At 68.0% G+C, this 16,120-nt stretch carries 11 protein-coding genes; all 11 read right to left on the minus strand.

The annotated features are described in order from the left end of the window. Positions 1-1,673 (minus strand): DUF3483 domain-containing protein (locus AUL30_RS10010; RefSeq protein WP_062227755.1); only part of this gene is annotated, 1,673 nt, incomplete at its 3' end. 25 nt (positions 1,674-1,698) lie between these two features. Further along, positions 1,699-3,738: an FAD-dependent oxidoreductase gene (locus AUL30_RS10015; RefSeq protein WP_062227756.1), complete on the minus strand. Its 2,040-nt coding sequence runs from the start codon at positions 3,736-3,738 to the stop codon at positions 1,699-1,701. Continuing rightward, complete coding sequence (locus AUL30_RS10020) at positions 3,735-4,745, minus strand: GlxA family transcriptional regulator (RefSeq protein ID WP_062227757.1); 1,011 nt, start codon at positions 4,743-4,745, stop codon at positions 3,735-3,737. The genes AUL30_RS10015 and AUL30_RS10020 overlap by 4 nt, the downstream gene beginning before the upstream one ends. 12 nt (positions 4,746-4,757) lie before the next feature. Next, a complete protein-coding gene (locus AUL30_RS10025; RefSeq protein ID WP_062227875.1) occupies positions 4,758-5,858 on the minus strand; it encodes a hybrid-cluster NAD(P)-dependent oxidoreductase in 1,101 nt (366 codons plus the stop codon). A gap of 37 nt (positions 5,859-5,895) precedes the next feature. Further along, positions 5,896-7,179, minus strand: a complete 1,284-nt coding sequence (locus AUL30_RS10030) for an aromatic ring-hydroxylating oxygenase subunit alpha (protein WP_062227758.1) — start codon at positions 7,177-7,179, stop codon at positions 5,896-5,898. Between the two features lie 331 nt (positions 7,180-7,510). Then, the gene (locus AUL30_RS10035; protein ID WP_062227876.1) at positions 7,511-8,872 is read right to left on the minus strand and encodes an L-serine ammonia-lyase; all 1,362 of its coding nucleotides are present in this window, start codon (positions 8,870-8,872) and stop codon (positions 7,511-7,513) included. Positions 8,873-8,903: 31 nt separating this feature from the next. Continuing rightward, positions 8,904-9,470, minus strand: a complete 567-nt coding sequence (locus AUL30_RS10040) for a sarcosine oxidase subunit gamma (protein WP_062227759.1) — start codon at positions 9,468-9,470, stop codon at positions 8,904-8,906. Next, the gene (locus tag AUL30_RS10045) at positions 9,463-12,432 is read right to left on the minus strand and encodes a sarcosine oxidase subunit alpha family protein (protein ID WP_062227760.1); all 2,970 of its coding nucleotides are present in this window, start codon (positions 12,430-12,432) and stop codon (positions 9,463-9,465) included. The genes AUL30_RS10040 and AUL30_RS10045 overlap by 8 nt, the downstream gene beginning before the upstream one ends. Then, entirely contained in the window at positions 12,429-12,725 is a 297-nt protein-coding gene (locus tag AUL30_RS10050) for a sarcosine oxidase subunit delta (protein ID WP_062227761.1), read from the minus strand. Before AUL30_RS10050 ends, AUL30_RS10045 begins: the two co-directional genes overlap by 4 nt. A 25-nt stretch (positions 12,726-12,750) precedes the next feature. Further along, a complete protein-coding gene (locus AUL30_RS10055) occupies positions 12,751-14,007 on the minus strand; it encodes a sarcosine oxidase subunit beta family protein (protein WP_062227877.1) in 1,257 nt (418 codons plus the stop codon). Between the two features lie 137 nt (positions 14,008-14,144). Beyond that, complete coding sequence (locus tag AUL30_RS10060; protein ID WP_244490784.1) at positions 14,145-16,109, minus strand: acetoacetate--CoA ligase; 1,965 nt, start codon at positions 16,107-16,109, stop codon at positions 14,145-14,147. Positions 16,110-16,120: the final 11 nt, after the last annotated feature.

A 16,120-nucleotide genomic window follows, 5' to 3' on the forward strand; every position in this document is an offset into this window, starting at 1 on the left:
CCGCCACCGCCACAGCACATGGACCGCTTGCCGTGCCGCTCCATTTCCAGGACGTGCAGCCCCATCCGGTCGAGCAGGCGGCGCGGGGCCTCCACCTCCCCATTGTAGCGGCCGAGGTAACACGGGTCGTGATAGGTCACGTCCTGCCCGGCCAGGCTTGCGAAGGACAACCGCCCATCTGCCGCCAGCTCGTCCAGGAAGGCGGAGTGGTGGATGACCTCGTAGTGCCCGCCCAATGCGGGATACTCGTTGCGCAGGACATGCAGCGCATGCGGATCGGCCGTCAGGATGCGGTTGAAGGCGTAGCGCGACAGGGTGGCGATGTTGTCGACTGCCAGTTGCTGGAACGTCGCCTCGTCACCCAGCCGGCGCGCCGTATCCCCGCAATCGCGTTCCTCTGCGCCGAGGATGGCGTAGTCCACGCCGGCCAGGTCGAGAAGCCGCAGGAGCGCGCGCAGCGAGCGGCCATAGCGCAGATCATAGGCGCCTTCGCCGAGCCACAGCAGGATATCGGCCTGTCCACGCTCTGACATCAGGGGTAGAGGCAGGCCGGCGGCGAAGTCCGGCCGCGCGGCAAGCCGGCGTCCGCCGGGTTCGTCCTGCGTGCGGGTGCGCGCCAGGAGATCCTCCGCCTTGTCCGGTACCGCGCCGCGCTCCAGGACCTGGAATCGCCGCAGATCGACGATGGCGTCGACATGCTCGATCATCATCGGGCACTCTTCCACGCAGGCGCGGCAGGTCGTGCACGACCAGAGCGTATCGGGATGGATCAGCGCATCCTGCCCGATAATGGCAGTCTCCATGCCGCTGACCCCGGCGACGGCCGGAGCATTCGGATAGCCGCGCCCGCGATAGGCCGGGTTGCCGCCGGGCGTCATGGCGGCGGACAGGTCCTGGATCAGCCGCTTGGGGTTGAGCGGCTGGCCGGCGGCAAAGGCCGGGCAGGCCATTTCGCAGCGGCCGCACTGGATGCAGGCATCGAAGGACAGGAGCCGGTTCCAGGCAAAGTCGGACGGCGCAGCGACGCCGAGCCGCGACTGCGTAAGATCCAGCGGCACCAGGGCCGTATCGGCGCGTCCTGCAAAACGTTCGGGGCGCGGATGGGCGATCAGATGCAGCGCTCCGGTGACGGCATGGCGCATCGGGCCGCTGCCGGTCTGGACCGCCAGGCCGAGGCCACCCGCCACGGCCAGTGCAAAACCGGCCAGGTTGAGCGCCGGGCCGAGGGGCAGCGTCGCCAGCGCGCCGCCCGCGGCATAGGAGAGGAGCAGGAGGGGCAGGATCTGGAAAGCCCCGCGCGACAGGCGCGGCGGGGTCGGCGGCGCGCGGCGCAGGCCGACCATGAGCGCGCCGGCCAGCATGGCGGCAAAGGCCAGCCCGGTCAGCGCCGCCAGGATGGCGGATTCGCCCAGTCCCGGCAGCAGCGCCAGGAGGGCGAGCAGCGAGGCCGCGATCAGGCCGCCGGCCACCATGGCGTGCATGCGGGCCGTGAAGGGATCACGCGCGACGACGCCATGCACGTCCTTGAGATAGCGGCGGGGCAGGGCGGCGATCCCGGCCAGCCAGTCCACCGGCGCGGCGGTGCCCGCGTGCCAGAGCCGCAGGCGCGGAGCGAGCCGCGCCAGCGCCACGAACAGCATCAGGAGTACCAAAAGGCCGATGGCAGTGGTCATGGGGCGTGCCTGTCCGGTGGCCGGGCTAGAGGTCCTTGCAAAGGCGCAGCGCGTCGTAGATCGCCGCATGGATGTTGCGCCCCGCGACGGCATCGCCGATCCGGTAGAGCGCGAAGCCGTCGCGGTTATCGGGTTGCGGGCGGCCCGCGACCAGGGCTTCCTGATCGATCTGCCCATGATTGCGGGACTTGTCCTTCAGGTCGACATAGATGCCGTCATTGGGCAGCGTCCCGTAATCCACCACCACGCGGTCCACCACGCGCTCTTCCTCCGCATCCGTGTAGGTGTTGCGCAGGGCGGCCACCAGCCGGTTGCCTTCGGGGTAGATCTCGATCAGCTCCATATTGGGCGTCATGACGACGCCGAGCTTGTAGAGTTCGCGCAGGTGGATCGGCTGGTTGGTCGTGCCGATCTCCTCGCCGATCATGCGGTCATGCGTGGCCAGTTCCACCAGGCAGCCGCGCTTGGCCAGATGTTCGGCGGTCGAGGCCGCATTGTGCTGCCCCTGCTCGTCATAGAGGAGGATCGTCCCCGTGGGCTCGACCCGGCCGCTCAATATGTCGGCCGTCGAGACGGCGTGCTCCTGCGCGCCGCGCGCGTGGCCCAGGGCCGGCCGCCCGCCCGTGGCGACGATGACGACATCCGGCCGCTCGGCCAGGACCGCCTCGGCGCTCGCCTCCACTCCCAGGCGCCTGTCGACGCCGAGCTTGACGACCTGCGCGTCCAGCCAGCGGGAAATGCCGGTCAGCGCCTCGCGCCAGGTGGCCTTGGCGGCCAGGGTGATCTGGCCGCCGGTCGCCGGCTGGCGTTCGAACAGGACGACCTCATGGCCGCGCAGGGCCAGAACCCGGGCGGCTTCCAGGCCCGCCGGCCCGCCGCCGATCACCACCGCCTTGCGCCGTGAGGGGCCGGGGGTGACTTCGTGCGGCATGGTCGCCTCGCGCCCCGTGGCCGCGTTCTGGATGCAGAGCGCATCGCCGCCCACATAGATCCTGTCGATGCAGTAGCCCGCGCCGACGCATTGACGGATATCGTCGGCGCGGCCTTCCTGCAGCTTGCGCACGAGGTGCGGATCGGCGATGTGGGCCCGCGTCATCGCCACCATGTCGACATGGCCTTCGGCCACGGCGCGCGCGGCGCTGGCGATGTCCGTCACACGCTGGGCGTGGAACACCGGCACGTCGACCTCGCGCTTCAGGGCACTCGGCAGGTACAGGAACGGCGCGACGGGGAAGCTCATATTGGGCAGCGACACCGCATGGGCGATATGATCGCGCGCCTGGCCGCCGATGATGTTCAGGAAATCCACCAGGCCGCGCTCGGCATAGGTGGTGGCGATGGTCATGAGATCGTCCTGCGACAGGCCGCTGCCGAGCATCTCATCGCCCGACATGCGGATGCCGATAACGAAATCGTCGCCCACCTCGGTGCGCATGGCCTCCAGCACCTCGATGCCGAAGCGCATGCGGTTGTCGAGGCTGCCGCCATAGGCGTCGGTCCGCATGTTGCTGGAGGGGGACCAGAACTGATCGACCAGATGGCCATGCGCGGCCGAAATCTCGCAGCCGTCGAGCCCGCCGTCGCGCGCCCGCCGCGCCGCCGCGGCGAAGGATGCGACGACACGGTCGATATCCTCCTGTTCCATTTCCTTCGGAACCGAGCGCGAGGCCGGCTCGCGCAGGACGGACGGCGCGATGGTCGGCATCCAGTTGTCCGTATCGGAGCGCGTGCGCCGGCCCATATGGGTGAGCTGGATCATCAGCTTCGCCCCGTGCCGGTGGATGCGTTCGGAAAAGGACTGGAAGAAGGGGATGACGCTGTCGTCCGCCACCGAAATCTGCGCCCAGGGGGTGGCCGGGCTGTCGATGGCCACCGAGGACGAGCCGCCGAACATGGTCAGGCCGATGCCGCCCTTGGCCTTTTCCTCGTGATACAGCTGGTAGCGCTCCTGCGGCTTGCCGTCCTTGCCGTAGCCCGGCGCATGGCTGGTCGACATGACACGGTTGCGGATGGTCAGGCCCTTGATGGTCAAGGGTTTCAACAGCGCGTCGGCATGGGCGATCATGGGCGCAGATCCTCCAGGATGGCCTGCGTTGCGGCGGCGGGCGCGGCCGGGCGCAGCCGTTCGCTGCGCGGCGTATGCCCGTAGCGACGGCGGTAGGCGGCGGAAAAATGGGCGGGGGATACGAAGCCGCAGGCAATCCCCACGGCCGTGATGCTGAGTTCGGACTGGCGCAGCAGATCGCGCGCATGGGCAAGCCGCAGCGACAGGTAGTATTCGGCCGGGCCGACGCCCGTATGCTGGCGGAACAGGCGTTCGAGCTGGCGGGACGACAGGCTGGCCCGCGCGGCGATGGCGGTGACGCTCATGGGCGCATCCACCGTCTTGCGCATCAGGTCGGCCGCAAGGTCCAGCGCCGGGTGGCCCTGGCCCTGCCGCGACAGGGGCTGCTGCTGGCTTTCGCCCTGGCCGCGCAGCCGCTCCAGGATGAACTGGCGGGCGAGCTTGTTCTTGACGCTCCGGCCGAGCCGGGCTTCCACCAGCGCGGCCATGAGGTCCATCGGCGCCGTTCCGCCCGTGCAGGTGACCCGGTCCCTGTCGATGACGAAGATATCCTCGACGAAATGGACGTCCGGGAATTCCTCGGCGATGGCGGTGAGGTTCTCCCAGTGGATGGCGCAGCGGCGCCCGTCGAGAAGTCCGGCCTGCGCCAGGGCGAAACTGCCGGTGCACAGCGCGCCGAGCGTCTGGCCGCGCCGCGCCAGGCGGCGCAGTTCCTCGAGCAGGCGCTTGTCGATCGCATGGCGGATATCGAGCCCGCCGCAGACGAACAGGATATCGGCCCGTGCCGCATCGGCCAGCGCCACGGTGCGCGCCAGGGACAAGCCGTTCGACGCCTCGACCGGGGCGCCCGACAGGCTGACGACCTGCCACTCATAGACCGTCTCACCGGCCAGGTAATTGGCAATCCGGCACGCCTCGATGGCCGACATGGCGGCGACCATCGAATAGTTGGGCAGCGTCAGGAAGGCGAAGCTGCGCAATGCGGAAAGGTCGGGGGGCGCCGGCATGCCGCTGGGCTCTCAGCGGTCGATCACGACGTCGGACAAGGGCTTGGAGCAGCAGATCAGCACCATGCCCTGGTCGACCTCGCGCTGGCGGATGCCACCCTGATGGGTCATCTCCACCTCGCCCGAGAGCTTTTTGGACTTGCAGGTTCCGCACAGCCCCTTGGTGCAGCTCGACGGCAGGCGCATGCCGGCGCGGCGCGCCGCGTCCAGAATGGTCAGGTTGGAGGGGCACTCGACGACCCGCTTGGTCTTGGCGAACTCGATCCGGAAGGTGGCCGTATCGCTGGCCAGCTCTTCCGAGGCTTCCTCAACGGCCTCGCGCTCGGCGGCGGGCAGTTCCTCGAAGTTGAAGCTTTCCTCGAAGTGGCGGCTCATGTCGAAACCGGCCTCGGCCAGCATCGTGCGGACCGCAGCCATGAAGGGCGCAGGTCCGCAGACGAAGACGATCCGCTCGCGGAAATCGGGCGCGAGGGCATCCAGCATGGGCCGCGTGAGCCGCCCGCGCAGCCCTGTCCAGGATTCGTGCGGGGCATCGTCCTCGCAGATATGGGCCACGCGGATGGAGCGGTTGCGCCGGGCCATGAAGTCCAGCTCGTCCCGGTAGACGATGTCGGCCGGCGAGCGCGCGGCGTGGACGAAAAGCGTATCGCGGATTTCGGCCAGGTCGTAGGCGCTGCGCGCCATGGACATCATCGGGGTCACGCCGCTGCCGCCCGACAGGAGCAGGTATTTGGGCTGGGCGGGCGAGACGGCCCAGGAGAATTCGCCCATCGGGCCCGTGGCACGCAGCATCATGCCGGGGCGGAAATTGTCGTGCAGCCAGTTGGAGACCGGGCCGTTGCGCACGCGCTTGACGGTGATCGACACCGTGTCCGGCCGCGTGGGGGAGGAGGAGATCGTGTAGCAGCGATAGATCGTCTCTCCGCCGATCTCGAACTCGAAGGTCAGGAACTGGCCGGGAAGGTAGGTGAAGTGCCGCCCGCGGCGCGGCGCGAAGACGAAGGTCTTGACGTCATGCGTCTCGGCCCGCACCGCCCGGCAGATCAGGACGTCGTCCTCGTTCGGGTCCCACTCGTAGTAGCCCGTCGGCGCGGGCTTGGCGGCAATGTCCATCTGGCTCACGGGATCGCCCTCGGCGTTGATGTTGGCTTCAGGCGGCGTCGGCGCTGCGGCCCGGCTGGACATGGGCGCGCATGCGCTTGATGTACCAATTGCAGAACTTCTCCACGAGCATCTCGGTATGGGGGGAATAGGGGCCCGGCTGGTAGGCGCTGGACCTCGCGCCCTTCTGGCAATAGCCGACCAGATCGCTGTCCTGCTGGTTGGTCGCCATCCAGACGCCGATGAGATTTTCCAGGTCATAGTCCACGCCCTCGACGGCGTCCTTGTGGACGAGCCACTTGGTGCGCAGGAGGGAGTGGTTGGCGTCGATCGGGATGACCGAGAAGGTGACCGCGTGGTCCCCCATGAAGTGGTGCCAGCTATTGGGCTGTGTCCAGAAGTGCAGGGCGCCCATCTTGTCGCTCGGCAGGGTGCCGAGCCGCTTGCGGCTGGCCGCCTTGGTATCCAGCGTATGGCTTTCCCCGGCGCCGTCCAGCGGCAGCCGCTCGGTGCGGTAGCCGGTCACCATATCGTCCAGATGCTCCTGGCAACGCGACGGGATGCCCTGTGCTTCCCATGCGCTGTGGCTGTCGGTGACCATGCAGCCGTAGCGCTCGGCGTTCTGGCGCTCGACCTCGTCCAGTTCCTCCGGCGCGAAGCCGAAGCCATAGGCGAAGAGCGGCACGGTCAGCTCCGGATGGTTGGCACCGCAGTGGTAGCACTCGCGGTTGTTCTCCATCGTCAGCTTCCAGTTGCCCGGCTCGATAAGGTCGTGCTGATAGGCAACCTTCGTATCGCGCAGATTGTGAGGGGCGATATAGGGGCCCATCACCCGCGCCATCTCGTCGAAATCCTCCGGCGGATCCTCCGCCAGGCAGATGAAGATGAGCCCTTCCAGCGAGCGGACATGGACCGGCTTCAGCCCATGGCAGGAGCGGTCGAAGCCTTCGCCCATATGCTCGGCATGGATCAGGTCGCCATCCAGATTGTAGGTCCAGGAATGGTAGCGGCAGACGAGGTTGCCCACCGTCGCCTTTTCTTCCAGCACGAGGCGCGCGCCGCGGTGGCGGCAGACATTGTGGTAGGCGCGGATCTGCATGTCGTCGTCGCGCAGGATCAGGACGGAGTTGGTGCCGATCTCCACCGTCATGACGTCGCCCGGTTCGGGCACGTCCGGCTCGACGCCGACGAACAACCAGTGCTTCTCGAAGATCGCCTCCATGTCGGCGGCGAAAATCTCGTCGCTCGTATAGAAGGCCGCCTCCAGCGTGTAACCAGGCACCCGACGCTGCAGGAGGGCGGAGAGGGAGGTATCGTTGCTGCGGTCGAGCATGGGCTTCGTCTCCGAAAAAGCGCCCGGTGGATAATGGCAGTCTGGAGCCATTCTTATCCGGATACTTTACTCCATACGACGAAATCTGGCGCTTTCGCGACACGCTCAAAATTCGGGCATTGCTCCCGTATACTGCGTCTTCGCAGTGCAGCGTCAATGCTGCATTGCGCTGGCGGCCGGGAACTAGTCTGCTATCATACTCAACGGTTTAGCGGCTATGTCGCCGCAGGCGGCAAATGCCGGTCTGCGGCACGGGAATTGAGGGATAACGAGCCGCAAAAGGTGAGCGACCGGCCGCGCGAGGGCTAAGCTATGCTCAATCCCTGGGCACTCAACATTCCGGGTGATTGACCGCCAGCCCGCCCTGCGAGGTCTCCTTGTATTTGGTGGCCATGTCCCGCCCGGTTTCGCGCATGGTGACGATCACCTTATCGAGCGACACGATATGCTGCCCATCGCCCCGCATGGCGAGCGAGGCGGCCTGGACGGCGGCCACCGCACCGAAGGCGTTGCGCTCGATGCACGGAACCTGGACAAGGCCGGCGATGGGATCGCAGGTCATGCCGAGATGGTGCTCCATCCCGATCTCGGCGGCGTTCTCCACCTGTTCGTTGGTCGCGCCGAGTGCCGCGGCAAGGCCGGCCGCGGCCATGGAGCAGGCGACGCCCACCTCTCCCTGGCACCCGACCTCCGCGCCGGAAATGGATGCGTTCTGCTTGAAGAGGCCGCCGATGGCGGTGGCCGTCAGGAGGAAGGTTTCCATGCCGGCGCGGCTCGCGCCGTGACAATGGTCCCGGAAATAGCGCAGCGTGGCCGGCACGACGCCGGCCGCCCCGTTGGTCGGCGCGGTCACGACGCGGCCGCCGGCGGCGTTCTCCTCGTTCACGGCGATGGCGTAGAGGCTGACCCAATCCATGATCTCGTGCGGGTGGCGGGCGTTGCGCAGATGGTCCGCCTCGAGTTTGCCCTTCAGCGCGCGGGCGCGCCGGCGCACGGAGAGGCCGCCGGGCAGCTCGCCCTCGGCGCACAGGCCCCGGTCGATGCAGGCCATCATCACGTCGATGATGCGGGTCAGATGCGCCGATACTTCCGCCGGGTCGCGCATGGCGTGCTCGTTGGCGCGGACGATCTCGGCGATGGAAAGCCCCGTCCGCCGGCCGATATCGAGGAGGATGCGGCCACTGGTGAAGCTGAAGGGCACCGTTGCCTGCGCCTCGACCGGGCTGCCGACCTCCGCCTCCGGAACGACGAAGCCGCCGCCGATGGAGCACCACCGCTCCTCGAAAAGCGGAGCGTCGTTCGCATCATGGGCGGTGAACTTCAGCGTGTTGGGATGGGCCGGCGCTTCGGAGATGAAGTCGAAGAGAAGATCCCGCTCCTCGTCGAAACCGATCCGGCGGTCATGCTTGAGCGTCAGGCTGCGCGTGTCGCGGATCGCCGCGACGATGCCGCCGACGGCATCCGGCTCGACCGACTCCGGGCGCTCGCCGGAAAGGCCGAGCAGGATAGCCTCGGCCGTGCCGTGGCCCTTGCCCGTCCAGGCGAGGGAGCCATAGAGCGTGATGGTGACGCGCGCGACATCCGGGCAGGTTACCAGCCCTTCGGCAAAGGACGCAGCCGCACGCATGGGCCCGACCGTATGCGACGAGGATGGGCCGATTCCCACCTTGAACAGATCGTAAAGCGAGACCATCAGCACATCACCGTTCTTTCGCGCAGCGCCGTCAGCCGAGTTCGCGGCGCGCATCATCCAGGTAGGACCAGGCATAGGGCGCGAAGGAGCGCCACACATCGACCTGGAACTTGTCCTCCTGCGTTCGCAGAAGGACGATCTCCGTCTTGGCAAGGACCGTACGCGTGCACATGCCGACCGGGAAGGCGTTCAGCGACAGGTCCAGCGGGCAGCCGGCATTCAACACGTCCGCAGCCCTCGGGCCGCCGATGGTGAAGCTGACCGATCGATGGCTGACATCGACCAGCGCATGCGGCAGGCCGGCCAAAGCCCGTTCGAGCGCTTCTTGAATGTCTGGCCCGCTCGCCAAAGGCGCCACGAGGAGCCATTCGTCCGGCCCGAGCCAGAGGGCGCGGCGGTCCGGCCCTTCGGTGAAGCGGCAGGCCTCCTGCGGGAGGGGCGTGCCGAAGGCCTCGCCGGCCGCGGCAATGGCCCTGGCGTCCCGCGCCCGGAAGCTGAACCGCGCGCGCGCCTGCACCAGCTCCAGCGCAGCGGCCGGGATGGACCGCGCAGCGGCGGCCAGGGCGTCGAGGGGGGAGTTGAGGGTGAGGTCAGACATTCAGCCGCTCGTTTTCCTTGTCGTAGAACACCGGGTCCACGATCGTCACGCCGATCCGTCCGCCGGGCATGGGCACGTCCAGCCGCTCGCCGATCCGCGCCCGCCCGCCGCGCACCAGTGCGAGCGCGATGGAGCGCCCCAGCGTGGCGGAGGCATAGGACGAGGTCACATGGCCGAGGGCGGGTATCGTGGCGCGGGCGTTGCGATCCTCCGTCCGCTCGACCAGCTGGGCGCCTTCTTCCAGCACCGTGCCGGGATCATCGGTCAGAAGGCCGATGAGCTGCTTGCGATCCGCGCCCTGCAAGGCGGGGCGCATCAGCGAGCGCATGCCCACGAAGTCCTTCTTCTTCCTGGCGACGGCCCAGCCAAGATTGACATCGTCCGGGACGGCGGTGCCGTCCGTCTCCTGGCCGACGATGATGTAACCCTTCTCGGCCCGCAGGACGTGCATCGTCTCCGTCCCGTAGGGCGTGATGCCGTAAGGCTGCCCGGCCGCGAAGACCGCGTCCCAGACCGCGCGGCCGTAGCCGGCCGGCACGTTGATCTCGAAGCCGAGCTCGCCCGTGAAGGACACGCGCCAGATCCGCGCCGCGACCCCGGCCACCTTGCCCTCCCGCCAGGTCATGTGACCCATGGCCTCGCGCGACAGGTCGACCCCCTCCACCAGCGGGGCCAGGACATCGCGCGCCCTCGGGCCCTGGACGGCGATGGTCGCCCATTCTTCGGTGATGGAGGTCAGCCAGACGTCGAGATCGGGCCATTCGGTCTGGAGGTAGTCTTCCATCATATTCAGAACGCGCGGCGCGCCGCCCGTCGTGGTGGTCACGTGGAACCGGTCTTCCGCCATCCGCGCGATGACGCCGTCATCCAGCACGAAACCGTCTTCGCGCAGCATCACGCCGTAGCGCAACTGGCCGATGGCCAGCTTGGCGAAGGGGTTGGTGTAGATGCGGTTCATGAACTCGGCGGCATCCGGCCCGACGACCTCGATCTTGCCGAGGGTCGAGGCGTCGAAGATGCCCACCGAGCTGCGCACGGCGCGGCATTCGCGCGCCACGGCGGCGTGCATGTCCTCGCCCCCTTGCGGGAAGTAGTGGGCCCGCTTCCAGATGCCGACATCCTCGAAGGCCGCGCCGCGCGCGGCGGCCCAGTCGTGGATCGGGGTCTGGCGCACGGGGTCGAACAGGGCCCCGCGTGAAGGCCCCGCAAAGCTGCCGAAGCTCGTCGGCGTGTAGGGCGGGCGGAAGGTCGTCAGGCCCACGGCCGGCTCGGGCCGGCCGAGCGCATCGGCGACGATGGCGAGCGCGTTGATGTTGGAGATGCGCCCCTGATCCGTCGCCATGCCGGTCGTCGTGTAGCGCTTCACATGCTCGATGGACTGGAAGCCCTCCTGCGTGGCGAGCTTGATATCCTTGGTGGTCACATCGTTCTGGAAGTCGACGAAGGCCTTGACCGAGACCGGCTTGCGGCGGTGCGGGGTCGCCCCGCGATAGCTGTCGTTGCCGACCGGGATCGCGTCGACCGAAAAGTCACGCGTGGTGCCGCCGCCGGCCGCCCAGCCATCCGCCAGAACGGTGGCCAGGTCGAAGACGCCACGGCAGCTTCCGGCCGAGCGCTCGTTTTCCACCGACTGGGCGGGAATGTAGGCGCCGAGCCCGTCGTCCCATTTGAGCTTGCCGCGCGACTGGGAGAAGAGCGACACGGTCGGCGTGAAGCCGGCCGACATGATCAGCGTGTCGCAAGGCACAGTTTCGCCGCTCCGCCAGCCGAGCCGCCCCAGGATGGCACTGCCGAGCCGCAACCGGCCGCGCGTGCCGATCACCGCCGTCTCACCATAGATGGGCACGCCCGCTGCACGCAGCATCTCCACATAGGGGCCGGACGGGTTGGGCCGCAGGTCGGCCACCGCGGCGATCTCCACGCCGGCGGCGCGCAGCTCCAGCGCCGCACGATAGGCCGAATCATTGGCGGCGAAGACGGTGGCCGTCTCGCCCGGCTTGGCGCCGTAGCGGTTCAGGTACTGGCGCGCCGCCTCCGCCATCAGGATGCCGGGGCGATCGTTCTCCGGGAAGGCGAGGGGGCGTTCGATGCTGCCGGTGGCAAAGACGACGCGGCCGGCGCGCACCTGCCACATGCGCTCGCGCGGCAGGCCCGGCGCCGCCACGGCCAGATGCTCCGTCACGCGCTCCACGAGGCCGAGGAAGTTGTGCGGATAGAAGCCGAAGGCCGTCGTCCGCGAAAGGAGCGTGACATTGTCGCGGCTGCGCAGCTCATCGAGCACCGCCGCCGCCCATTGCGCGGCCGGCATGCCCTCGATCCGGGCGGCCGCCTCGTGCAGGAGCGAGCCGCCCATTTCCGACTGCTCGTCGCACAGGATCACCCGCTGGCCGGACTGTGCCGCAGCCAATGCAGCGGCCAGGCCGGCCGGGCCGGCGCCCACCACCAGCACCTCGCAATGGGCGAAGCGCTGGGTATAGCGGTCCGCGTCGGGGGCAGTCGGAACGCGACCAAGGCCGGCGGCGCGGCGGATGACAGGCTCATACAGCTTCTTCCAGGCCGCGCGCGGCCACATGAAGGTCTTGTAGTAGAAGCCTGCGCCGAAAAAGCGGCCGAGCCCGTCATTGACCTCGCCCACATCCCATTCCAGCGAGGGCCAGCGGTTCTGGCTTTCGGCCTTCAACCCGTCATAGAGCTCGACCTGGGTGGCCCGCAGGTTGGGCGTGTAATGTGCCTCGTCGCGGCCGACGCCGACCAGGGCGTTCGGCTCTTCGCTGCCGGCGGTCAGGATGCCGCGGGGGCGATGATACTTGAAGCTGCGCCCGACCAGGTGCACGCCATTGGCGATCAGCGCGGATGCGAGCGTGTCGCCCGCATAACCGGTGAAGCTCTTGCCGTCGAAACTGAAGGAGAGCGGCCGGGTGCGGTCGATCCGTCCGCCTTCGGCCGTGCGGAACGCGTTCATCGGCCACCCTCCGCCGGTGCTGCGTCCGGCCGCTCTTCGCCGACCTTGTAGGTGGCGGTGAACATGTCGGTCCGCGTGTCGCGCAGCGCGTTGAAGAAGCGTCCGCAGCCATGAATGTGCCGCCAGCGTTCGGCGTGCAGGCCGCGGGCGTTGCTACGCTCGTAAAGGTAGCTTCCCCAATCCTCGATCGTGGTGTCGGCCGGCGTTTCCGGGCGGGCGATATGCGCCTGCCCGGCATGCCGGAATTCGAGTTCGGGCCGGGGGCCGCAATAGGGGCAGTGGATCAGAAGCATGGTCGTTCGGCCTTGGGTCCGGGGTTCAGTGCGCCACGGCGGCGGCGGCGGCCTCGTCGATGAGGTAACCGTCGCGGAAACGTTCGATGGTGAAGGGCGCGTTGATCGGGTGGGGTTCGTCCCGCGCCATGGTGTAGGCCAACAAATGCCCCGCGCCCGGCGTGGCCTTGAAGCCGCCGGTGCCCCACCCGCAATTGACGTAGAGCCCCCGCACGGGCGTCTTGCCGAGGATCGGCGAGCGGTCCGGCGTCACGTCGACGATGCCGCCCCAGTTGCGCAGCATCCGCAGCCGCCGATATTGCGGCAACAGCTCGCAGATGGCGTCGAGCGTATGATTGGCGATGTGCAGGCCGCCGCGCTGCGTATAGGAGGTGTAGGCATCCGTGCCGGCGCCGATCACCATCTCGCCCTTGTCGGACTGGCTGATATAGGCGTGAATCGTGTTCGACATGACCACGCAGGGAAAGTCCGGCTTGACCGGCTCGGATACCAAAGCCTGCAGGGGGAAGCTTTCCAGCGGCATGCGCACGCCCGCCATGTCCATGACCACGGAGGAGTTGCCCGCAGCCGATACGCCGATGCGCCGGGCGCGGATCGGCCCGCGCGTCGTTTGCACCCCCGTCACAGCGCCCTCCGGCCCCCGGGTGATGGCGGTGACCTCGCAATTCTGGATGATGTCCACGCCGAGCGCCGATGCGGCGCGGGCATAGCCCCAGGCCACCGCATCGTGGCGCGCCGTGCCGCCACGCCGCTGCAGGGCGCCGCCCAGCACGGGGTAGCGCATGGTCGACGCGTCGATGTTGAGCGGCGGGCAGTATTCCTTGCACTCCTGCGGCGTCAGCCACTCATTGTCGACGCCGGCCAGCCGGTTGGCATGGACATGGCGCTTGAACACCTGCACGTCGTGGATGTTGTGCGCCAGCATGAGCACGCCGCGCGCCGAGTACATGACGTTGTAGTTCAGCTCCTGCGACAGGCCTTCCCAGAGCTTGACCGCATGATCGTAGAGTGCCGCCGATTCCTCGAAGAGGTAGTTGGAGCGGATGATGGTCGTGTTGCGGCCGGTATTGCCGCCGCCGATCCACCCCTTTTCCAGAACGGCGACATTGGTGATGCCATGCTCGCGCGCCAGGTAATAGGCACAGGCCAGCCCGTGGCCGCCCCCGCCCACGATGATCGCGTCATACTCGGCCTTGGGCTCCGGATTGCGCCATTGCGCTCCCCAGCCCTTGTTGCCGGCCAGCCCCTTGGCGAAGATCTGGAATCCGGAAAACTTCTGCATCGCGCCCATCCGTTCGTGTCGCCCGAACCATCGCACCGACGCTGCCCGGGGGCGATAAAAAATCCGGCCTGTCACTTGTATAAAAGCGACATGGCGCGATTTTGCGGCGGCGTCCGAACGCCGCCGCTGCGCAAGCTTCAGGCTTTCAGTTCCGGCCGGTCGCGGAACAGGTCCAGCGCTTGTGGATTGGCCAGCGCCTCGATGTTGCGGATGGGGCGGCCATGCACCACATCGCGCACGGCAAGCTCGACGATCTTGCCGCTCTTGGTACGGGGAATGTCGGCCACGGGCAGGATGCGCGCGGGCACGTGGCGGGGCGAGGCGCCGCTGCGCACCTCCGTGCGGATCTGCCGTTCCAGTTCCGGCGTGAAGGCGGCGCCGTCACGCAGCCGCACGAAGAGCACCACGCGCACGTCGCCATCGAACTCCTGCCCGATGGCGATGCATTCCAGAATGTCGGGTATCTTCTCGACCTGGGCGTAGATTTCCGCCGTTCCGATGCGCACGCCGCCGGGATTGAGCGTGGCGTCGGAGCGCCCGTGAATGATGAAGCCGCCGCTCTGCGTGGTTTCGGCAAAGTCGCCGTGGCACCAGACGTTCTGGAAGCGCTCGAAATAGGCGGCCTTGTACCGCCTGTCCTGCGGATCGTCCCAGAAGGCGAGCGGCATGGCCGTGAAGGGGCGCGCGCAGACGAGCTCTCCCTTGTCGCCGGCGGGCGCGACTGCGCCGTCTTCGGTCCACACCTCCACCGCCAGTCCGAGGCCAGGGCCCTGGATCTCCCCGCGCCGGACGGGGCGGGTCGGATCGCCGAGGACGAAGCAGGAGACGATGTCCGTGCCGCCGGAAATGGAGGCGAGGTGCAGATCGGCCCCGATCGCCTCGTAGACATAGTCGAAACTTTCAGCGACCAGCGGCGAACCGGTCGACATCATGGCGCGCAGCGCGGGCAGGGCGTGCGTATCGACCGGGCGAAGCCCGGCCTTCTTGATGGCGTCGATATATTTGGCCGAAGTTCCGAAATGCGTCATCCGCTCATCCTGCGCATAGTCGAACAGGACGCTCGGGGCCGGATGGAAGGGGGAGCCGTCATAGAGCAGGAGCGTCGCCCCGACGCCGAGGCCGGAGGCCAGCCAGTTCCACATCATCCAGCCAAGGGTGGTGAAGTAAAAGAGCCTGTCGCCCGCCCGCACATCCGAATGCAGCGCATGCTCCTTCAAATGCTGCAGCAACACGCCGCCCGCCCGGTGGACGATGCATTTGGGCACACCCGTCGTGCCGGACGAAAAGAGGATGTAGAGCGGGTGGTCGAAGGGCAGGCGCTCGAAATGCAGCGCCCGCGGTGCAAAGCCCGCCAGGAAATCGTCCGCCGTGACCCCGTCGGGCAGCGCCGCGGCCGTTGCTGCGGCCCTGCCGCACAGGTCCAGCACGATGACCCCTTCGACGCTCGGCAGCTCCGGCCGGATGGCCGCGAGCTTTTCGGCGAGGGGGTTCTCCTTGCCGGCATACCAGTAGCCATCGGCTGTCAGAAGCAGGCGCGGAGCGATCTGGCCGAAGCGGTCGAGCACCCCGCGCGGGCCGAAATCGGGCGAGGCCGAGGACCAGACGGCGCCGATGGAGGTTGCCGCCAGCATGGCCGCGATGGCGAAGGGCACGTTGGGCAGATAGGCGGCGATGCGGTCGCCCGGCACGATGCCGGCGGCCTGGAAGGCCTGCTGCAGGCGCGACACTTCCGCTTCCAGCCGGGCCCAGCTCCAGCGGTCCTGCAGCTTGTCCTCGGCACGGAAGACGATGGCGTCGGCATCGGGCGCGCCCGGCCGGGCCAAGAGGTTCTCCGCGAAGTTGAGCGTCGCATCGGGGAAGAAGCGGGCGCCGGGCATGGCCTCTGCATCCACGAGCACGCGCTCGCCCTTGTCGCCGACCACGTCGAAATGGTCCCAGATCGCGCTCCAGAAGGCTTCCGGCTCGCTGAGCGACCATTGGTGAAGGGCCGGCGTATCGTCCAGCGGCCTGCCGATACGATCGGCGACAGCGCGCCGGAACGCCGTCATGCCGGTGGCGGCCACCCGCTCAGCCGTGGGTTGCCAGACGATTGCGCCGCTCATAGATGCCCTCC

This window comes from Aureimonas frigidaquae, from assembly GCF_001463905.1.
Lineage (GTDB): Bacteria > Pseudomonadota > Alphaproteobacteria > Rhizobiales > Rhizobiaceae > Aureimonas > Aureimonas frigidaquae.